The organism is Lebetimonas sp. JS138 (assembly GCF_000523335.1).
Lineage (GTDB): Bacteria > Campylobacterota > Campylobacteria > Campylobacterales > Nautiliaceae > Lebetimonas.
The window spans coordinates 1-20,360 of the sequence record NZ_ATHT01000005.1; the positions used below are offsets into that span (position 1 = coordinate 1).

At 35.1% G+C, this 20,360-nt stretch carries 15 protein-coding genes, 6 tRNA genes and 1 pseudogene; 4 read left to right on the forward strand and 18 right to left on the reverse strand.

Translation table 11 applies throughout. The annotated features are described in order from the left end of the window. The 18 genes from DZ67_RS0109445 to DZ67_RS0109530 all read right to left on the reverse strand — a co-directional run. Positions 1 to 1,523, reverse strand: a 1,523-nt coding sequence (locus DZ67_RS0109445) for an L-aspartate oxidase (protein ID WP_024788381.1), incomplete at its 3' end; no start/stop codon positions are given. Then, positions 1,524 to 2,639 carry an aldo/keto reductase gene (locus DZ67_RS0109450; protein WP_024788382.1) on the reverse strand — a complete coding sequence of 372 codons (1,116 nt, stop codon included), beginning with the start codon at positions 2,637 to 2,639 and terminating at the stop codon, positions 1,524 to 1,526. Between the two features lie 125 nt (positions 2,640 to 2,764). Continuing rightward, entirely contained in the window at positions 2,765 to 7,264 is a 4,500-nt protein-coding gene (rpoC, locus tag DZ67_RS0109455; RefSeq protein WP_024788383.1) for a DNA-directed RNA polymerase subunit beta', read from the reverse strand. Next, positions 7,251 to 11,390 carry a DNA-directed RNA polymerase subunit beta gene (gene rpoB, locus DZ67_RS0109460; protein ID WP_024788384.1) on the reverse strand — a complete coding sequence of 1,380 codons (4,140 nt, stop codon included), beginning with the start codon at positions 11,388 to 11,390 and terminating at the stop codon, positions 7,251 to 7,253. The genes rpoC and rpoB overlap by 14 nt, the downstream gene beginning before the upstream one ends. 75 nt (positions 11,391 to 11,465) lie before the next feature. Next, positions 11,466 to 11,837: a 50S ribosomal protein L7/L12 gene (gene rplL / locus DZ67_RS0109465; protein ID WP_024788385.1), complete on the reverse strand. Its 372-nt coding sequence runs from the start codon at positions 11,835 to 11,837 to the stop codon at positions 11,466 to 11,468. An 11-nt stretch (positions 11,838 to 11,848) separates the two neighbouring features. Further along, positions 11,849 to 12,331, reverse strand: coding sequence for a 50S ribosomal protein L10 (gene rplJ, locus DZ67_RS0109470; protein ID WP_024788386.1), 483 nt, complete (start codon positions 12,329 to 12,331; stop codon positions 11,849 to 11,851). 79 nt (positions 12,332 to 12,410) lie between these two features. After that, positions 12,411 to 13,109 (reverse strand): 50S ribosomal protein L1, encoded by a 699-nt coding sequence (rplA, locus tag DZ67_RS0109475; RefSeq protein ID WP_024788387.1) that lies wholly within the window; start codon positions 13,107 to 13,109, stop codon positions 12,411 to 12,413. Between the two features lie 41 nt (positions 13,110 to 13,150). Next, entirely contained in the window at positions 13,151 to 13,576 is a 426-nt protein-coding gene (gene rplK, locus DZ67_RS0109480) for a 50S ribosomal protein L11 (RefSeq protein WP_024788388.1), read from the reverse strand. 11 nt (positions 13,577 to 13,587) lie between these two features. After that, a complete protein-coding gene (gene nusG / locus DZ67_RS0109485; protein ID WP_024788389.1) occupies positions 13,588 to 14,109 on the reverse strand; it encodes a transcription termination/antitermination protein NusG in 522 nt (173 codons plus the stop codon). A gap of 8 nt (positions 14,110 to 14,117) precedes the next feature. Then, positions 14,118 to 14,318 carry a preprotein translocase subunit SecE gene (gene secE, locus DZ67_RS0109490; protein ID WP_035907637.1) on the reverse strand — a complete coding sequence of 67 codons (201 nt, stop codon included), beginning with the start codon at positions 14,316 to 14,318 and terminating at the stop codon, positions 14,118 to 14,120. Between the two features lie 63 nt (positions 14,319 to 14,381). Further along, a tRNA-Trp gene (locus tag DZ67_RS0109495) sits at positions 14,382 to 14,457 on the reverse strand. A gap of 1 nt (position 14,458) precedes the next feature. Next, positions 14,459 to 14,535 (reverse strand) — tRNA-Gly (locus tag DZ67_RS0109500). Positions 14,536 to 14,625: 90 nt separating this feature from the next. Next, positions 14,626 to 14,778: a 50S ribosomal protein L33 gene (gene rpmG, locus DZ67_RS0109505; RefSeq protein ID WP_024788391.1), complete on the reverse strand. Its 153-nt coding sequence runs from the start codon at positions 14,776 to 14,778 to the stop codon at positions 14,626 to 14,628. Positions 14,779 to 14,808: 30 nt separating this feature from the next. Next, the gene (gene tuf / locus DZ67_RS0109510; RefSeq protein WP_024788392.1) at positions 14,809 to 16,008 is read right to left on the reverse strand and encodes an elongation factor Tu; all 1,200 of its coding nucleotides are present in this window, start codon (positions 16,006 to 16,008) and stop codon (positions 14,809 to 14,811) included. A gap of 59 nt (positions 16,009 to 16,067) precedes the next feature. Then, positions 16,068 to 16,142 (reverse strand) — tRNA-Thr (locus DZ67_RS0109515). A 105-nt stretch (positions 16,143 to 16,247) separates the two neighbouring features. Then, positions 16,248 to 16,324 (reverse strand) — tRNA-Gly (locus tag DZ67_RS0109520). Between the two features lie 46 nt (positions 16,325 to 16,370). Beyond that, positions 16,371 to 16,456, reverse strand: a tRNA-Tyr gene (locus tag DZ67_RS0109525). Between the two features lie 27 nt (positions 16,457 to 16,483). Then, positions 16,484 to 16,560: transfer RNA gene (locus DZ67_RS0109530), tRNA-Thr, on the reverse strand. 159 nt (positions 16,561 to 16,719) lie between these two features. On the opposite strand from DZ67_RS0109530, the pseudogene DZ67_RS11340 reads away from it, so the two are divergent. From DZ67_RS11340 to DZ67_RS0109550, 4 genes and pseudogenes are all read left to right on the forward strand, one after another. Next, positions 16,720 to 18,263 (forward strand): annotated as a pseudogene (locus DZ67_RS11340) (type I restriction-modification system subunit M). Next, positions 18,263 to 19,363 (forward strand): restriction endonuclease subunit S, encoded by a 1,101-nt coding sequence (locus DZ67_RS0109540; protein WP_035907639.1) that lies wholly within the window; start codon positions 18,263 to 18,265, stop codon positions 19,361 to 19,363. Before DZ67_RS11340 ends, DZ67_RS0109540 begins: the two are co-directional and overlap by 1 nt. Positions 19,364 to 19,524: 161 nt before the next feature. Continuing rightward, complete coding sequence (locus DZ67_RS10160; protein ID WP_035907641.1) at positions 19,525 to 20,043, forward strand: transposase; 519 nt, start codon at positions 19,525 to 19,527, stop codon at positions 20,041 to 20,043. Between the two features lie 136 nt (positions 20,044 to 20,179). After that, positions 20,180 to 20,360, forward strand: a 181-nt coding sequence (locus DZ67_RS0109550; RefSeq protein ID WP_024788394.1) for a hypothetical protein, incomplete at its 3' end; no start/stop codon positions are given.

Genomic DNA, 20,360 nt, shown 5'->3' on the forward strand with positions numbered 1-20,360 from the left:
CTCAGAGATGTGTATAAGAGACAGCCCCTGCTCTCTTCCCTGTATAATGCGGAATGGACCATTACTTCCGCAATCAGTAAAGAATTTAAAAACTCAAGTATCAAAGGCAGCTCCACATTGTTTTCCCTGTTTTTATTAATACAGCATATTCCAAGTTTCAGACCTCTTAAATAGGAAATATAATCATATGCCTTAAGAAGTGATTTTTCGCTTCTAAAAGGTCCCGCATTTATAAAAAGATTTTTTCCGAGATTTGTTTTTAACGAATTCACATTGTATAAACTCTCCCCTTTTAATATACGTTCAATTTCCTGTTCATCCTTTTCTATTTGAATAAAATCCACAGGTTTGAATTTTTCTTTTTTTGCATACGTCGTAGCTTCTTTTCCGGCAATTCTTCCAAAATATGACGATTCAAGCAAAGAATTTCCCCCAAGTCTGTTTGCCCCGTGAACACCGCTCATTGCACACTCCCCGCATGCATACACCCCGTCCATTGTGGTTGAAGCGTCGTCTCTTATCCATATTCCGCCGATGGTGTAATGGGCGGCTGGTGAAATTTCCAAGAGTTCTTTTTTTATATCAACCCCGGCACCCATCAAAGCTGTCTTATATGTTGATGGAAGTCTATTTTCTATCATTTCAACCGGCAGATGCCTGAAATCAAGATAAACTTTGTGGCCGTTTTGTATATGCTTTAAAATATCCCTTGTCAGAATATCCCTTGTGGCAAGTTCACTTGTAAAACGTTCATTGTTTTCATCAACCAGATAGGCGCCTTCCCCCCTTGCCGCCTCCGATATTAAAGAACCGCTGCCTTTTAGTGCCGTGGGATGAAACTGAACAAATTCCATATTCGAAATTTTTATACCGGCTCTGAATGCGGCCGCTATTAAATCTCCGGAGCTTTCCTGAGAATTAGTTGTAAAACCTTTAAAAATACCGGCATATCCCCCTCCTGCCAGTACCAAAGCTTTACATCCAAGCGCCGTAACCCTGGAATCGGCTTTTCTTAATAAAGAAATTCCGCAAATCTGATTTTTATGCGTTATCAAATTAAGTAAATAATGATTGGTAAAAAAATCCACTTCTTCTTTCCGGCAGGCCTGCAGCAGTGCCATTACAATAGCCGAACCCGTCCTGTCGGCCACATAACACGTTCTTTTTTTACTTCCCCCTCCAAACGCCCTTTGCGCTATTTTATTATCATCTGTTTTATTAAATTTTACCCCCAGACTGATAAGTTCGTTTATAATATTAGGCGCTTCTTCACACATTTTTTTAACGGTATTTTCTTTTGCAAGTTTTTCAGCCGCTTTTATAGTATCTTGAGCATGTAACTCGGGGGAATCCCCTTCATCGGAATAGAGTGCCGCATTTATCCCGCCCGAAGCGACTGCCGAGTTGGACCTTAAAAGCGAACTTTTGGTAACCACTGCAACTTTCAAACCTTCTTTTTTTGCATTAAGCGCCGCAGACAAACCCGCTATCCCGCTTCCTACCACAATAACATCGTATAACATTTATCCTCCAAATAGTAATTTATAGATATTTTCTTTTTTTGCCAATGGAATATAAGACAATAAAAGATTCTCTTTTACATGTTCAGGATTAATAGAGCCAAATACTGTACTTAAGGCGCCGTTTGACCTTGCAAACTGTAACGCCGTAATAATGTCACTGAAATCAAAAGTGTTTGTAAGTTCTTTTACATCTTTATTAAATTTTCCTTTAAAAAGATTCATCTGCAAAAGAGGTGATGAGTTTATTATATTTATTCCGTACGCTTTTGCACACTGATATAAAGTGTAATATTTTCCGTCTTCAAAAACCTGATTCACATAATTTAACATATGAGGCTTTGCAAGATTAAAGGGGGTTTGAATATATTTAAAATGATGTTTTTCTGTTATACTTTTTGCAATATCCACCATTTCTTTTAAACTCAGATACTCAGGATGGGTCTCTTCATATAAAAATGCGTTCCATGAGGCAATTCCGTAATATTTTATTTTGTTTTTTTCAACCATTTCTTCAAAAAATTCAAACGCTTTTTTAATTCTTTCAATTACGGTTTTTCTTTCAACATACCCCAGCTGTGCTTCAGGATTGTGCAAAAAGAAAATGTCAATACATTCAATATTTAAATTTTTTAATGAATTATTTAAACTCCATTTCAAAAATTTCGGGTTCATACAGTGCTGGTCTGTTACTATTTCCTCTTTTGCAGCAAGATTTGTTTTTATTATTTTTTCATCTATCCATTCATAAGGATTTTCCGGAAAAGGAAACTCCAACGGTATAAATCCCGCTTTTGAAGAGACAATAAAATTTTCTCTTAAAATCTCCCCTTTTTCCATCATATCATTTAAAGCCATTCCTATCTCTTTTTCACTTTCCTGATATCTGTATACGCTGGCGGTGTCTATAAAATTTATTCCGTTTTTTAATGCGGTTTTAGTGGATTCGTAAAAATTAACCTGTTTTAGATAATTTTCCTCCCTGTAAGGCTCTTTTCTAAAACTTCCGAGCCCCAATGAAGAAATAAAAAAATCACCGTTAAAGTTATAAAAATCTTTTGAATATTTAGGAAATTTTTTAATATATGAAAAAGTTCCTTCCACAGTTGCAAAATTCATTAATATAAACCTTTATTGAAATTGTTTAATTTTATATATGCAATTTATATTCTAAAAAATAAAAAAATATGATAAATGAAGATTTTTGAAGTTTATAAAAAGTAAAATTGGAGAAAAAAGAGGGATTAATCCTCTTCTATTTTAACATCTCTTTCTTTATGATAGAACATTCCGGTACCGACAGGCACAACTCTTCCCAGGACAATATTTTCTTTAAAGTCTTCAAGATAATCAAATTTACCCTGAATACTCGCTTCTGTAAGAACCCTTGTAGTTTCCTGGAATGAAGCGGCTGAAATGAAACTGTCTGACTGGATGGCTGCTCTTGTAATACCAACAAGCACCGGTTCTGCAATGGCAGGTTCACCGCCAAATTTTTTGATTCTTTCATTTTCTTCATTAAACATTTTTCTGCTTACCAAATCACGCTCGATAAATTTAGTGTCCCCGCTGTCAACAATTTTTACCTGTCTTAACATCTGATTTATAATAAGTTCTATATGTTTGTCGTTAATATTAACACCTTGGAGTCTGTAAACTTTTTGAACTTCGCTTACAATATATTGCTGAAGCGCTTTTTCTCCCAAAATATTTAAAATATCATAACTTGACACAATACCGTCTGTAAGTTTTTCTCCCGCATGCACAAAGTCTCCTTCATGCACTAAAATCTGTCTTTCAGCCGGCACCAAATATTCTTTAACGCTTGATTCACCCTCAACAATTAATCTCTGTTTTCCTCTGAGTGTTTTTCCAAATTTCACTGTTCCGTCTATTTCGCTGATAATTGCAGGTGATTTTGGTTTTCTTGCTTCAAATAGTTCATTTACCCTTGGAAGACCACCTGTAATATCTGCTGATTTTGCTATTGCTTTTGGAGTTTTTGCCAAAATATCACCTTGTTTTACTTCAACGCCTTCTTGAACATGAATAACCGTTTTAGGCTCAAGCACGTATTCATATACCCTGTCTTTGCCCGCAAGTAAAATTCTTGGCTGATAACCTTTTGGCAGATATTCTTTTACTATAATTCTGCTCTCACCTGTTAACTCATCAATCTGAGTAGTTACAGTAAATCCGTCAATTACATCTTCAAATTTAACCACACCGTCGGCTTCAGCCAATATCGGATTGGCAAAAGGATCCCATTCCGCAATAATTTTATTTTCGCCGCTGATAGGTTTGGCTATGATTTCTCCGGCTTTAATATGTTCATTATCACTCTTAAGAATTTTACTTCCCCTAACAATATAATATCTTCCGGCTTCTCTGTCATGCTTATCTACAATTACGGCAAAAAGACCTTTATATGCGTTATCAAATCCGATTTCTTCCCCGGCTTTAAGATCATATACTCTTTCTAAATGATCCCCTGATAATTTATAATATTTTATTATTCCCTCATTTTCGGCAATTACCTGCATTGGCACAGGTTCATTATCATCAACTTTAAGCTCTGCCCCGTAAGGAATCCTTTGAGGAATATACCAGGCTTCTTTTATAACTTCAACTATCGCCTCGTCTTTTTCAATTTTTTGATTTTTATGAGGAATGTATAACTTGCCTTCTGTTTTACCTGCAATTCCTGCAAGTTCTGTTCCTTTAACTATATCATTTTTTCTGAGTGAATATCTTTTGACACTTCCGTCGTCACACTTAACTTCAACAATCACTTCTTCATGCTGGGTTTCAATATTTACTATTCCGTCACATGGGGCTTTAAGTTTTGGTTCAACAAGTAATACAGCGGCATTTCTTCTGTTTGCAACAATTTTTTTACCGTTTCTATCATAGTTTGCTATATTATAATATCTGATATATCCGTATTTTTTGGCGACAATTTCTCTCTCTTCCTGGGTTGAGCCTGCAATACCGCCTGTATGAAATGTTCTAAGCGTTAGCTGTGTTCCAGGCTCACCAATTGATTGTGCCGCAAGAATTCCCACAGCCTCACCCACTTTAACTAATTTTCTCTCAGCCAGATTCATACCGTAACATTTTGAACAGATACCTTTACTTGATTTACAGGTAAGCGCACTTCTTATTTTGACGGATTTTACACCTTTTCTTACAATTTCTTTTGCCTCTTCTTCGGTAATTAATGTACCTTCTGTAAATAAAACTTCATTAGTAATTGGGTCATACACATCATCTGCTAAAACTCTTCCATAAATTCTCTCTTCCAAGCTTTCGACCAATGTTGCCCCGTCTGTAATATCTGTTACTTCAATTCCTTCGTGCGTTCCGCAGTCTTCCATAGTTACCCTGAAGTTTTGTGAAACATCAACAAGTTTTCTTGTTAAATATCCTGCACTTGCTGTTTTAAGAGCTGTATCCGCAAGACCTTTCCTTGCACCGTGGGTTGATAGGAAGAATTCAAGAACATTTAGACCTTCTTTAAAATTTGAAATAATAGGTGTTTCAATAATTTCTCCGTTAGGTTTAGCCATAAGACCCCTCATACCGGCTAACTGTTTAATTTGGCTTGCACTACCCCTTGCTCCTGAGTCGGCCATCATATAAATTGAATTAAATCCGTCTTTGTCTTTTTTCATAATTTCCATCAGTTTGTCGGCAATATCATTATTTGCTTTTGTCCAGATATCGATAATTTTATTGTATCTTTCCTGATCTGTAAGCAAACCTTTTCTATACTGTTCCTGAACCTCTCTTACTTTTACAAGTGCGGCCTGGACAATTTCTTGTTTTTCGTTAGGAACGACAATATCGGCCGCGGAAATAGATACCCCTACTTTTGCCGCATATTTAAATCCAAGATTTTTAAGATTGTCCAAAAATTCGGCTGTTGCTTTAAGTCCGCCTTTTTTGTAAACATAATCAACTAAGTTTGCAATATCTTTTTTCTTCATTATTTTGTTATACATTTCAACCGGCACAAAATCCGGGGCAATTGAATGCAATATCATTCTGCCCGGGGTTGTTTCCACGATAGTGTCCGCTTTTACTCTTACTTTTGCATGCAAATCCACTGCCCCTTCATCAAGTGCCATAAGAACTTCTTCAGGATTGGCAAATAATTTATGCTCTCCTTTTACTTTGTTTTTTATTAAAGACAGATAATAAATTCCAAGGACCATATCCTGAGATGGGACTGCTATAGCTTTACCGGAAGCAGGCAGCAAAATATTCATACTGCTTAGCATTAAAATTTTAGCTTCCGCTATCGCTTCCTGACTCAAAGGCACGTGCACAGCCATTTGGTCGCCGTCAAAGTCTGCGTTGAATGCGGCACAAACCAACGGATGCAGCTGAATTGCGTTTCCGTCAATTAATACCGGGTGAAACGCCTGGATTGAAAGTTTGTGAAGTGTAGGCGCCCTGTTAAGAAGTACTGGATATTGATCAACTACTTCTTGCAGACATTCCCACACTTCCGGTGTTTTTTCTTCTATATGTCTTTTTGCCTGTTTAATTGTTGTGGCATAACCCTTTTCTTCAAGTTTTCCTATAATATGCGGTTTAAAAAGCTCAAGCGCCATTTTTTTAGGAAGTCCGCATTGGTCCATTCTAAGATGAGGACCTACAACAATAACGCTTCTTCCTGAATAATCAACCCTTTTTCCAAGAAGATTTTGTCTGAATCTTCCTGTTTTCCCTTTAATAATATCACTGAGTGATTTAAGAGGCCTTTTATTTGCACCTTTTATTGTATTTCCTCTTCTTCCGTTATCAAACAAAGCATCAACCGCTTCTTGGAGCATTCTTTTTTCGTTTCTGATAATAATTTCCGGTGCGTCAAGTTCAAGCAGTCTTTTTAATCTCTGGTTTCTGTGAATCACCCTTCTGTATAAATCATTTACATCGGCAACGGCAAATTTCCCGCCGTCAAGTGCAACAAGCGGTCTAAGATCCGGCGGAAGAACAGGAATAACAGTCATAATCATCCATTCCGGTCTGTTGTCAGAATTTAAAAATCCTTCCACAATTTTAAGTTTTTTAACAATCTCTTTTTTTCTTGCTTCGCTTCTTGTAGTTTTTAATTCTTCTTTTAGTGAATAATACATATCAGGTAAATCAAGTTCTTCAAGCATTCTTCTTATTATTTCGGCTCCCATTTCAGCGTGAAAACCTGTATCCCCGTAAATTTCGACAAGTTTTCTGTATTCGTCCTCAACCAATACATCACCTTTTTTTACAGGAGCGTCGCCCGGTTCATATACCACATAGGCTTCATAATAAAGAACCCTTTCAAGGTCTTTCATTTTAATATCAAGCAGAGTTCCGATTCTGCTTGGAAGGTTGCTTACATACCAAATATGCGCTACAGGAGTTACAAGCTCAATATGACCGAACCTTTCACGTCTTACTTTAGATGAAGTTACTTTTACACCGCATTTTTCACAGACAATACCTTTATAGCGCATTTTTTTATATTTTCCACAAAGACATTCATAATCATTGATAGGACCGAAAATTTTTGCACAAAACAGACCGTCTCTTTCAGGTTTTAAGGTTCTGTAATTAATGGTTTCCGGTTTTTTAACTTCACCGAAAGACCATGAAAGAATCTCTTCAGGAGAAGCTATTTTTACCTGAACGGCATCAATATCTTTTGGTCTGTTTTCTTCGTCCCAGTCAAGTTTTATATATTTATATTTGCTCATTGTCTTCTTCCTTTTTATAAAACTCTAAATCAAGCCCGAGTGCACGAAGCTCTTTGCTCAAAACAAAAAATGTTTCACTAAGCCCTTCAATAGGCACATTTTCACCTTTTGTCAAAGCTCTGTATGCTTTATTTCTTCCTTCAACATCATCGGATTTAGTAGTCAGCATTTCTTTAAGGTTATAGGCTGCTCCATACGCTTCAAGCGCCCAAACTTCCATTTCCCCAAATCTTTGCCCGCCAAACAGGGCTTTACCTCCTACAGGCTGCTGTGTGATTAAGCTGTACGGACCTATGCTTCTTGCGTGGACTTTATCATCTACCAAATGATGCAACTTCATCATATACATATATCCGACATTAACCCTTTCTTTTATAGGATCACCGGTTCTTCCGTCAAATAACTGCATTTTTCCGTCATTTGGAATTCCAGCCATTTCAAACAGTTTTTTAAACTCTTCTTCGTTTACACCTTCAAATACAGGAGTTGAAAACTTAACGCCTTTAGCCCAGTCTTTTGCATATTTAAGAAGTTCTTCATCTGTTAAGGTATTAAGGAAATTTTTATAATGTTCGCCAAAATGGGCAACTTCAACTATTTTTATCATTTTTTCTCTTAACTTTTGAGCCATATCGGCTCTTTTTTCATCCAACAACTGTTGAAGCTGCTCACCGAGTTTTTTACCGGCAAGTCCCAAATGCACTTCCAAAATTTGACCTATGTTCATACGTGAAGGAACCCCGAGAGGGTTTAAAACCACGTCCACAGCCCTTCCGTCTTCCATATAAGGCATATCTTCCTGAGGAACTATTATACTCACAATACCTTTGTTACCATGACGTCCTGCCATTTTATCACCGACTTTAATTTTTCTTTTGTTGGCGATATAAACTTTTACCATTTTGGCAACGCCGTTTGGTAAAATATCGTCACGTTCTAAAATTTCGATTTTTTCATCATAGTCCTGTCTGATGTTGTCTTTTTCTTTTAAATATTTATTGGTAATTTTTTCAAATTCTTTAGAAGTATTTTCATCATAATTTTCAACAAGACTTAGTAATAAAAATTTATTAATGTTTATTAAATCTTCTTTTGGAATTTTATTTCCGGCTTTATATTTCTTGGAATTCAATTCAACATCTTTTACCAGTTTTTTCCCGCTTAAAAGATTGGCCAAAGCCAATACTTCTTCTTTATCGATAATTGAGAGTTTGTTTTTATAAATCTCTTCTATTTTTGCTTTTTCTTCTTCATGGGCCTTTCTAGCCCTTTCATCAAGCTCGTAGCCTTTTTTGGTATATACTTTTACATCTATTACCACACCTTCCATACTTGCAGGCGCATAAAGAGAAGAATTTACCACATGACCTGATTTGTCCCCGAAAATTGATTTAAGAAGTCTTTCTTCAGGAGTCGGTTTTACATCGCCTTTCGGGGATATTTTACCAACCAAAATCATTCCTGGTTTTACATAAGTTCCCACTTTAACAATTCCGCTCTCATCCAAATGGGTCAAATATTCCGGTTTAACCCCTGGAATATCGGTTGTCAGCTCTTCAAGTCCGTGTTTAAGTTCTCTTACTTCACAAACTTCTTCATAAATATGAACGGAAGTGTATGCATCATCTTTAATCAATTTTTCATTTAAAACAACGGCATCTTCATAATTGTAACCGTTCCAAGGCATAAATGCCACCATTACATTTTTACCAAGTGCTATTTCACCGTTATCCATATTCGGACCGTCTGCTATAACATCCCCGGCATTTACTATATCGCCTTCTTTTACAATAGGCCTTTGGTCAAAACAAGTATTTTGGTTAGTTCTTAAATATTTTTCAAGCCCGTAATGGTCTATGTATGCTCCGTTTTTATCTTCACCTAAAATATAAATATTGGTAGCATCAACTTTTATTACTTTTCCGCCTCTTTTTGCTTTTATTATCTGCCAGGCATCACGCGCCACATATTTTTCTATTCCTGTTCCCACAATCGGAGCTTCACTCCTTAGAAGCGGTACACCCTGACGCTGCATGTTTGAACCCATTAACGCCCTGTTGGCGTCGTCGTGTTCCAAAAACGGTATCAAGCTTGCCCCTACCCCGATAATCATTTTAGGATTAAGGTCATAAAGATCCACTTCTTTTTTATCCACCAAAATTATTTCACCGTCTTTTCTGGCTTCAACCAAATCTTCAATTATTTCTCCTGTTTTTTCATCTATTTTTACACTTGCGGGAGCTATTACTTTTTCTTCTTCCTGAGTGGCCGTTAAATAAACAATCTCATCGCTGACACGCCCGTTTTTTACCACTCTGTACGGTGCTTCAATAAATCCGTATTCATTTACTTTTGCATAAATAGAAAGTGTGTTAACAAGACCGATATTTTGTCCTTCAGGCGTTTCAATAGGACAAATTCTCCCGTAATGGCTCGGATGAACGTCACGGATTTCAAATCCGGCTCTCTCACGAGTTACACCGCCTTCACCAAGGGCTGAGAGTCTTCTTTTATGGGCAACTTCACTTAAAGGGTTTGTCTGATCCATAAACTGGGAAAGCTGACCTGTTGCAAAAAAATCCAAAATAGTGGTGGTAATAAGTTTTGTATTTACCAAATCCATTGGCATAACTTCATTTACATTGGTAACGGTTGTCATTTTGTCTTTAATTGTTTTTTGCATTTTGACAAGGCCTTCTTGAAGCCTTTTAGCGAGTAGTTCGCCTATACTTCTGATTCTTCTGTTACCCAAATGGTCTCTGTCGTCAATTTGTCCTATACCGTTTTTTACCCCTATTAAATATTGGATGGTTTTAATAATATCCTGGTATGTAAGCACTGTGATGTCATCAGGAATATTAAGACCCAATTTGTGGTTCATTTTCATACGGCCGACTTTGCTTAAATCGTATCTTTCCGGGTCAAAGAAAAGTTTATCAAAAAGTTCTTTTGCAGTCTGAGGCGTAGCAGGCTCTCCCGGTCTCATAACTTTATAAATTCTTATTCTTGCCAAATCATTTTCGTTTTCAATACCTTCTGTCTGTTTAAGAATTTTGAGTGTTTCAATATCCTGATGAAATGCTCTTAAAATTCCGTCATCAACACCGCTTGCCAAATCATTTACTATTTTAAATTCGGTTATTTGTGATTCAATAATTTTTTTAAGTTTAACATCGTTAATAATAGTTAATGTGTCAAAAAGCACTTCACCGGTTAACGGGTCGTAAATCGGCTCGGCTAAATGTCTGTCCATTAACTCTTCGAGAGGATATTCAACATATTTGTGCTCTTCAATTAATTTTTTAAGTTTTCGCTCAGTTAGTCTTTTACCTGCATTTAATAAAACATTACCGTCTTCGTCTTTTAAATCATAATCATATTTTCCGCTCTCCAACTGATTGGAAGGCATTAAAAATTTATTATCTTTTATTTTAATGTCTATTACAAGATAAAACATTCTTAAAATATCTTCTTTTGAATAATCCATGGCTCTTAGAAGTATTGTAACAGGTACTTTTCTTCTTTTATTTACTCTTACATATAAAACATCTTTTACATCATATTCAAAATAAACCCAGCTTCCCCTGTCCGGAATTATTTGGGCTGAATAAAGAAGTTTGTTTGAATTTTGTGCCTCTTCTTGTTTAAAGATAACACCCGGACTTCTGTGAAGCTGATTGACAATAACTCTTTCTACTCCATTAATAATAAAACTCGTTCTTTCTGTCATTAAAGGTATGTCCCTGATAAACAGAGTTTGTTCTTTAATGTCTTTTATACCTATTTTATCACCTGTTTTTTCATCTTTTTCATGAACAATAAGTCTGACTTTTATTCTTATCGGAATAGAATAAGTAAGACCTTTTTCCATACATTCTCTAACCGTATATTTGGGTTTTTTAAATTCAATACCCACATATTCAAGCGTGATTCTGTTTTGTGTGTCACTGATTGGAAACATCGATTTAAACACATTGTGAATACCGCTTTTTTCAGGTTCTTTTAAATTAATAAAGTCTCTAAAAGAATTTTGCTGTAAATGTAATAAATTCGGAATATCAACTATTTGAGGTATTTTTGAAAAATCTAATCTTAACCTGTTGGCTGATTTTAATTGGTTTAACATTGGCTCTCCTGCGCAGAATTTATGTAGAGGTTAACAAACTGTAAGTGTATCAAAAAAAAAGAAAAAAAGCAAGGATTATTTTACTTCTACTTCTGCTCCCGCTTCTTCTAATTGTTTTTTAATTTCTTCAGCTTCGTCTTTAGAAACACCTTCTTTGATAGTTGATGGAGTTTCATCGACCATAGCTTTTGCTTCTTTTAATCCGGCACCAGTAATTTGTCTTACAACTTTAATTACATTGATTTTTTTAGCACCCGGTGCTTTTAATATTACATCAAATTCAGTTTTTTCTTCAGCTGCTTCTCCTCCTGCTGCACCTGCTCCTGCAACTACTGTAGGTTGTGCGCTTACATCAAATTTTTCTTCAAATGCTTTTACTAATTCGTTTAATTCTTTAACTGTTAAATTTTCTATAGTTTCTAAAATTTGTTCAACTGTACAAGCCATTATCTCTCCTTTTAATTTTCTTCAGATTTTTTTTCTATTAATTTATTTAGTCCCCATGCAAATTTTGCAATAGGAGCTTTCATCATAAATGCAACCATACCAAGCAATTCGTCTTTTGTTGGAAGTTTGCTTACTTCTTCAACATATGCCGCATCTTTTACTTCACCTTCAATTACCGCACCTTTAATTTTAAAAGTGTCTTTATAATTTTTAGCATGTTTAGTTAATATTTTTGCTAATGTAATCTGGTCTTCACCCCAGATAAAAATATTATTTTCTTCGAAATCAACTTCAACACCGTTATTTGCAAAAGCTAATTTTGCCAACGTGTTTTTTACAACTTTGGCTTTTCCTTCAGCAGCTCTTAGTGCAATTCTTAGTTCTTCAAGGTTTTGTACACTCTGACCTTTATAGTCAGCATAAAAAACACTTACATCATTTTTAAATTCGTTGCTGAGTTCCTCAACGATTTGTTTTTTTAATTCTTTTTTCATAAAGCTCCTTTCACTTAGACTCGGCAGGGAATTAAGGTTACCCACCTGCTTTCTAAGTCATTTAGACTTAGGCCAATGCCTATTTATATTCCGCTAATTCATTTACATCCAGTTTTAAACTCGGACTCATTGTAAGTGAGAATGCGGCATTTTGAAGGTATCTTCCTTTTGCGCTTGCCGGTTTCATTTTATTGATTTTTTCAATAAATGTTTTTGCATTTTCGTAAAGTGCTTCTGGAGAGAAGCTGACTTTTCCAATACCAACGTGCATATTACCTTTTTTATCAACTCTGAAATTAACCTGACCGGCTTTTGCATTTTTTACCGCCTGGGCTATATCCATTGTAACTGTTCCAGTTTTTGGATTTGGCATAAGGCCTTTTGGTCCCAAAATTCTTCCGTATTTACCAAGTTTTCCCATCATATCAGGTGTTGCAATTAAAATATCGAAATCTAAATTTCCGTTTTCAATCATATCGAATACTTCGTCACCCACATAATCAGCACCCGCCTCTTTTGCTTCATCTATTTTAGCAGGATTTGCAACTACTGCTACTTTTACAGTTTTTCCTGTACCGTGAGGCAACACTACACTTCCTCTTATCATTTGATCTGCATGTCTTGGGTCTACGCCAAGTTTTAATGCAAGTTCGACTGTTTCATCGAATTTTGCAGATTTAAGTTCTTTTATTTTTTGGGCAGCTTCTTTTAAAGAATATACATCTTTATCTATTTTTTTCAGAAGCTCCAAATATCTTTTACCATGTTTTTTTGCCATATTCACTCCTCGTAAATTTCTTACTTCCACTCACAGTGGTATTAATTTTCTATTTCTATTCCCATACTTCTTGCACTGCCGGCAATAATTTTCATTGCCTCTTCTACATCGTCTGTGTTTAAATCAGGTAATTTTTTCTCGGCAATTTCTTTTAATTGCGCCTTGGTAAGTTTTCCGACTTTGTCTTTAAGCGGATTTGAACTACCCTTCGCTATACCTGCAGCTTTTTTTAAAAAGTCTGTTACAGGTGGTTGTTTTGTAATAAAAGTAAAGCTTCTGTCTGCATAAACAGTAATTACAACAGGAATATTATATCCCATCATATCTTTTGTTTTTTCATTAAAAGCTTTACAGAATTCCATAATATTAATACCTCTCTGACCCAAAGCCGGACCTACTGGAGGTGACGGATTTGCTTTACCTGCCGGGATTTGAAGTTTTAATACATCAATTACTTTTTTTGCCATCTTGTGTCCTTTTATACGATTTTTTCAACTTTTGTGTAATGAATTTCAACAGGAGTGCTTCTTCCAAAAATTGTAACGTTAAGTTTTAACATTCCTTTTTCATAATCAAAATCTTCTACTTCCCCTGTGAAATTCGCAAACGGACCTTCGTTTATTCTAACTATTTCACCTTCTTCAAAAGAAACTTTTGGTTTTGGTGCGCTTTTTTGTTTAGCTTTCTCTAAAATAAGCTCAACATCTTCTTTTTTAAGAGGAGTTGGTTTTTTAGATTCACCAATGAATCTACCAACTTTTGGAAGAGATTGTATTTTATGCCAAAGCGCTGTATCTAAATTGGCTTCCAAAAACACATAACCAGGATATATGCTTCTTTCATAAACTTTTTTTTGAGAATTTTTAACTTCCAATACTTCTTCTGTAGGAACAACTACCTGAGAAATATTTTCTAAATGTTCTTCGTTTTTTAAATTTTCAATTGCTTTTTTAACTGCCAATTCACTTCCAGAATAGACCTGTAATGCATACCAATCCATAATATTCCTTATAATACAGCTTTTAATATTCCGCTCATTATCAGATCAATTAGACCTAAAAATGCTGTAACGACCGTCACTACAGCAACCACTGAAATAAAAGACTGTTTAACTTCATTTGCACTTGGGAAAATTACTTTATCCAATTCAATTTTTGCTTCTTTTATATAATTGCTTAAGCTTCTAATATTAAATTTTTCATTTTTCATTTTTTATTCCCCATTTTTACTGTTCACTACTCACTATTTTATACCTCTTCCAAAAATTGGTAATGGCAGGGCAGGAGGGACTCGAACCCCCAACAAGCGGTTTTGGAGACCGCCGCTCTACCATTGGAGCTACTGCCCTGTGGAGCGGGCGACGGGACTCGAACCCGCGACCCTCAGCTTGGAAGGCTGACGCTCTAGCCAACTGAGCTACACCCGCTCACCAGGCCGCTATATCTAACAGCCTGGAAAGAGGGTGAACTTAATATTAAACCCCACAAAAATTTATATTTTTGCGGGGAGTGCCCAATTAAAGTTTTGATTCTTTATGAACAGTATGCTTATTGCACCATTTGCAATATTTTCTCATTTCAAATTTTTCAGGATGTTTTCTTTTTTCTTTTGTAGTATGATAATTAAATCTACCACACTCACTGCATTTTAGATGAATAATTTCTCTCATCATTATCCTTTAAAAATAAGGGGAAAACCCTTATTCAATAATTTTTGTAACAACTCCGGCACCTACAGTTCTACCACCTTCTCTGATAGCAAATCTTGTACCTTCTTCAAGTGCGATTGGAGCAATTAATTCTACTGTTAATTTTACGTTATCCCCAGGCATACACATTTCAACGCCTTCTGGTAATTGAATGCTTCCTGTTACGTCAGTTGTTCTGATGTAAAATTGTGGTCTATATCCGTTAAAGAATGGTTTATGTCTACCACCTTCTTCTTTAGTTAATACATAAACTTCTGATTCAAATTTATGATGAGGAGTAATACTTCCAGGTTTTGCAAGAACCATACCTCTTTCAACTTCATCTTTTCCGATACCTCTTAGAAGTACCCCTACATTATCACCGGCTTCACCTTCATCAAGTTCTTTTCTAAACATTTCAATACCAGTAACTTTTGTCGTTCTTGTTGGTTTAAATCCAACAATATCAACATCATCACCAAGTTTTACAACACCTCTTTCCACTCTACCTGTTACAACAGTACCTCTTCCTGAAATTGAGAATACGTCTTCAATCGGCATTAAGAAATCTTTATCAGTATCTCTTTCTGGTGTTGGAATATATTCGTCAACTGCATCCATAAGTTCCATAATTTTTTCTGACCATTCACCAAGCTGTCCGGCTTTTACTTCTTCAAGAGCTTTAAGAGCTGAACCAGCGATAACAGGTGCGTTGTCTCCGTCAAATTCATATTCGCTTAAAAGTTCTCTAACTTCCATTTCAACAAGTTCAAGAAGTTCTTCATCATCAACCATATCCATTTTGTTCAAGAATACAACAATTGCCGGAACACCAACTTGTCTTGAAAGCAATATATGTTCTCTTGTTTGTGGCATAGGACCGTCAGTTGCTGCAACAACTAAGATAGCTCCGTCCATTTGAGCGGCACCAGTAATCATGTTTTTAACGTAGTCTGCGTGTCCTGGACAGTCAACATGTGCATAGTGTCTTTTATCTGTTTCATATTCAACATGAGATGTATTAATAGTAATACCTCTTTGTCTTTCTTCAGGTGCGTTATCGATTTGATCGTAATCTTTAAGTTCAGCAAATCCTTTTTGTGCCAAAACACCTGAAATAGCTGCTGTTAAAGTAGTCTTACCATGGTCAACATGACCGATTGTACCAATATTTACGTGTGGTTTATTTCTTACGTATTTTTCTTTTGCCATTTCTTCCTCCATGTTTAAAATTTTATTTAGCTCATTTATGAACTCCAACAAGGCCTTGCTGGAGCCCATAGCCGGGATTGAACCGGCGACCTCTTCCTTACCAAGGAAGTGCTCTGCCACTGAGCTATATGGGCAAAAACACTGCTAGCAATGTTTTGTTTTACAAAACAATAGTATTTCGGGAGTTTATGAGCAGACAACCATACTCGTAGTTTGCTCAGCTCCCAGTTTGTCATGACTGGAGCGGGCGACGGGACTCGAACCCGCGACCCTCAGCTTGGAAGGCTGACGCTCTAGCCAACTGAGCTACACCCGCATATATTCCAAAAATGCCTGCACATTTTTGAAAACTCATGACTCAATGGTGGTGGGGGAAGGATTCGAACCTTCGAAGGCGAACGCCAACGGGTTTACAGCCCGTCCCCTTTGGCCACTCGGGAACCCCACCTTTTATTCTAACTGGTCAAACGCTGAATGGAGCCGGCGAAGGGACTCGAACCCCCGACCTGCTGATTACAAATCAGCTGCTCTAGCCAACTGAGCTACGCCGGCATCGTTTGTGGATTGAAATTATAAGTAAAAAACATTTTATTGTCAAGAGAAAAAAAGTTAATTTTTAAAAAATTTAATTTTAAATAACAATCATTTACATATTGAATAAAAACGTCTAAATTTTATTATAATATGTAAATCTTATTCAAAGGAATATATATGCCAAGTATTGCGCAAAGAGAGGAATTACACAGAAAAATCTGGCAAATAGCCAACGATGTGAGGGGTTCGGTTGACGGATGGGATTTTAAGCAGTATGTTTTGGGAAGCCTTTTTTATCGTTTTATAAGCGAACATTTCGCTTCTTATATGGAAGGCGGGGAAGATATAGATTATTCAAAATTTAATGATGATATGATTACACCGGAAATTAAAGACAACGCAATAAAGGAAAAAGGTTATTTCATCTATCCAAACGAGCTTTTTTGCAATATTGTGGCAAACTGCGACAATAATGAAAACCTAAATACGGATTTGGCAAAAATTTTCAGCAATATAGAAAATTCCGCCAGCGGATATCCAAGCGAAGACGATATAAAAGGGCTTTTTGCCGATTTTGACACCACAAGCAACAGGCTCGGAAACACCGTTGCTGAAAAAAACAAAAGACTTTGTGCTGTGTTAAAAGGGGTAAATGAACTTGATTTTAGAGATTTTAAAAACAGCCATATAGACCTTTTCGGAGATGCTTATGAATTTTTGATTTCCAAATATGCGGCAAACGCCGGAAAAAGCGGAGGTGAGTTTTTCACACCTCAGCAAGTATCCAAACTAATAGCAAAACTTGCCATACACAAACAAAAAAAAGTAAATAAAATTTACGACCCTGCCTGTGGTTCCGGATCACTGCTTCTTCAGGCAAAAAAACAGTTTGACGAGCATATTATAGAAGATGGATTTTCGGTCAGGAGATAAATCATACCACTTACAATCTTGCAAGAATGAATATGTTTTTACATAATATCAATTACGATAAATTTGATATTAAACTCGGGGACACTCTAACAGACCCCAAACACAACGACCAAAAGCCTTTTGATGCAATAGTTTCAAACCCTCCTTATTCTATTAAATGGATAGGAAGTGATGACCCGACACTTATAAATGACGACAGATTCACACCTGCTGGTGTTTTGCCTCCAAAATCAAAAGCTGATTTTGCTTTTATTTTGCATTCTTTAAGCTACCTTTCAGCCAAAGGAAGAGCCGCTATCGTTACATTTCCTGGGATTTTTTACAGAGGCGGTGCTGAGAAAAAAATTCGTCAATATCTAATAGACAACAACTATATAGAAACTATAATATCACTTGCACCAAATCTGTTTTACGGAACTTCAATTGCGGTAAATATTCTCGTGCTTTCCAAACATAAGCCAGACACCAAAACCCAGTTTATCGATGCAAGCAAACTTTTCAAAAAAGCAACAAACAATAATATTTTAGAAGATGAGCATATAGATAAGATTTTGAAAGTTTTCAAAAGCAAAGAAGAAATAAAACACTTTTCACATAATGCATCATTGGAAGAGATAAAAGAAAATGACTATAATCTATCAGTCGGCTCTTATGTAGAACCAGAAGATACCAGGGAAAAAATAGACATCAAAAAGTTAAATAAAGAGATAAAAACAACAGTGGCAAAAATAGACAGATTACGAGTGGAAATTGATAAAATCATTACCGAAATAGACGGAGAAATATAATGGAAAAATTTATTGAAAAATTAAAAAATGTTAAGGTTGAGTGGAGAAAGTTAGGAGAAATAGCTGAATTAAAAAGAGGAAAAGTCATTTCAAAAAGATATTTGAGAGATAATAAAGGAATATATCCGGTATATAGTTCTCAAACTGTAAATAATGGTGAAATTGGAAAAATAAACACTTATGATTTTGATGGTGAATTTGTTAATTGGACAACAGATGGAGCAAATGCTGGAACAGTATTTTATAGAAAAGGAAAATTTTCTATTACAAACGTTAGCGGATTAATAATAATAAATAATCAAATAAATCTAATATATAAGTTTTTATATTATTGGTTAACAATTGAAGCAAAAAAACATGTATATTCAGGTATGGGTAATCCAAAACTTATGAGTAATCAAATGGCTAAAATTCCAATCCCAATTCCTCCACTTGAAATACAAAAAGAGATAGTTAAAATCCTCGACACTTTTACAGAGCTTACAGCAGAGCTTACAGCAGAGCTTCATGCGCGAAAAAAACAATATGAATATTATCGTGATAAACTTTTAACTTTTGGTGATGAAGTTGAGTGGAAAAAGTTGGGAGAAGTGATAAAAATAGAAAAAGGGAAACAAATAAATAAAAGTCAACTTGCTAAAACGGGAAAGTATCCTGCTTATAATGGAGGAATAACTTATTCAGGTTTTACAGACAAATATAATTATTCTGAAAATACAATCATTATAAGTCAAGGTGGTGCTTCTGCCGGATTTGTAAATTTTGTCACTACTAAATTTTGGGCTAATGCTCATTGTTATGTAATTTTACCTAAAAAAGATATAGTAGAAAATAGATTTATTTTTCATTTTTTAAAACTAAATCAACATAAATTAATGAATAAACAACATGGAGCAGGTATCCCGGCATTAAAAACAAGTGAAATTTCAAATATAAAAATCCCAATCCCTCCACTTGAAATACAAAAAGAGATAGTTAAAATCCTCGATAAATTTGACACACTTGCAAACTCTATAAGCGAGGGTTTACCAAAAGAAATTGAGCTTAGAAAAAAACAGTATGAGTATTACAGAAATTTACTTTTGGATTTTAAAATGTAAAAGAAATTAAATATAAGCGAATAAATTCGCTTTTCCTGGAGAGGAGGTTTTAACCTCCTATATATAAGCGGTTAAAATCGTTTCTCCGAATATACTAAATTAAATCGGAGGTGAGACTTTAGTCTCACAAAATAATAAACGAAGTAAAAAAGGGAAAAATAATGCAAATAAAAAAAACTTTACCACACATTAATTTAAAAGGATATTATCAATTTGTAACTTTTAGGACACAAGATAGTTTAGATAGTTATATTAGAAAAATTAGAACTCAAAATATTGAAAATAAAAAACAGGAATATCTAATCGATAAATATTTAGACAATTCTTTAAAAGGTGCATATTTAAATGATGAAATATTTGAATTTTTGAAAGATTTTTTGATAAATTTAGATAAAATATTTTATGAATTAATTGCTTTTACCATTATGCCAAATCATATACATTTACTTTTTAAACAGATAAAAGATTTAGACATTATTATAAAAAAAATTAAGGGTGAAAGTGCTTATAGAATAAATAAAATGTTAAATAAAAGCGGTAAATTTTGGGAAAAAAATTATTATGACAAAGTTATAAGGAATGAGGAGCATTTTAATATTGTTTATAACTATATAAAGTTTAATGGTTTTAAAGCAGGACTTAAAGATTGGAAAGAGAGATTTTATGGGGTTTATGAGTAAAATATAATAAAAGGAGAGGAGGTTTTAACCTCCTATATATAAGCGGTTAAAATCGCTCCTCCGGAAATAAATATATAAGCGGTTAAAATCGCTTCTCCAAGGAGATGCAAATTTATTCGCACATAAAGGATAAAAAATGCAAACATACACAAAACCAATAGCAAATACAAACAACTTCATCGTGCTTGATAGATACGAAAAAACATGGGCGGTAAACGAAAATTATCAAAGCGAAGCGGCACTTGAGAGGGAATTTATAGAAGATTTGCAAAATCAGGGTTATTCTTACCGTCCTGATAGAGACCGTTCAAAATTCC

Bases quoted from the DNA above. Each gene is read 5' to 3' on its own strand.
- rpoB (WP_024788384.1), bottom strand. From the start codon at position 11,390: ATGTTAAACCAATTAAAATCAGCCAACAGGTTAAGATTAGATTTTTCA.
- nusG (WP_024788389.1), bottom strand. From the start codon at position 14,109: ATGGATTGGTATGCATTACAGGTCTATTCTGGAAGTGAATTGGCAGTT.
- rpmG (WP_024788391.1), bottom strand. From the start codon at position 14,778: ATGAGAGAAATTATTCATCTAAAATGCAGTGAGTGTGGTAGATTTAAT.
- DZ67_RS0109540 (WP_035907639.1), top strand. From the start codon at position 18,263: ATGGAAAAATTTATTGAAAAATTAAAAAATGTTAAGGTTGAGTGGAGA.
- tuf (WP_024788392.1), bottom strand. From the start codon at position 16,008: ATGGCAAAAGAAAAATACGTAAGAAATAAACCACACGTAAATATTGGT.
- rplL (WP_024788385.1), bottom strand. From the start codon at position 11,837: ATGGCTTGTACAGTTGAACAAATTTTAGAAACTATAGAAAATTTAACA.
- rplJ (WP_024788386.1), bottom strand. From the start codon at position 12,331: ATGAAAAAAGAATTAAAAAAACAAATCGTTGAGGAACTCAGCAACGAA.
- rplA (WP_024788387.1), bottom strand. From the start codon at position 13,109: ATGGCAAAAAAACATGGTAAAAGATATTTGGAGCTTCTGAAAAAAATA.
- DZ67_RS10160 (WP_035907641.1), top strand. From the start codon at position 19,525: ATGCAAATAAAAAAAACTTTACCACACATTAATTTAAAAGGATATTAT.
- secE (WP_035907637.1), bottom strand. From the start codon at position 14,318: ATGAAAAATGAAAAATTTAATATTAGAAGCTTAAGCAATTATATAAAA.
- rplK (WP_024788388.1), bottom strand. From the start codon at position 13,576: ATGGCAAAAAAAGTAATTGATGTATTAAAACTTCAAATCCCGGCAGGT.
- DZ67_RS0109450 (WP_024788382.1), bottom strand. From the start codon at position 2,639: ATGAATTTTGCAACTGTGGAAGGAACTTTTTCATATATTAAAAAATTT.
- rpoC (WP_024788383.1), bottom strand. From the start codon at position 7,264: ATGAGCAAATATAAATATATAAAACTTGACTGGGACGAAGAAAACAGA.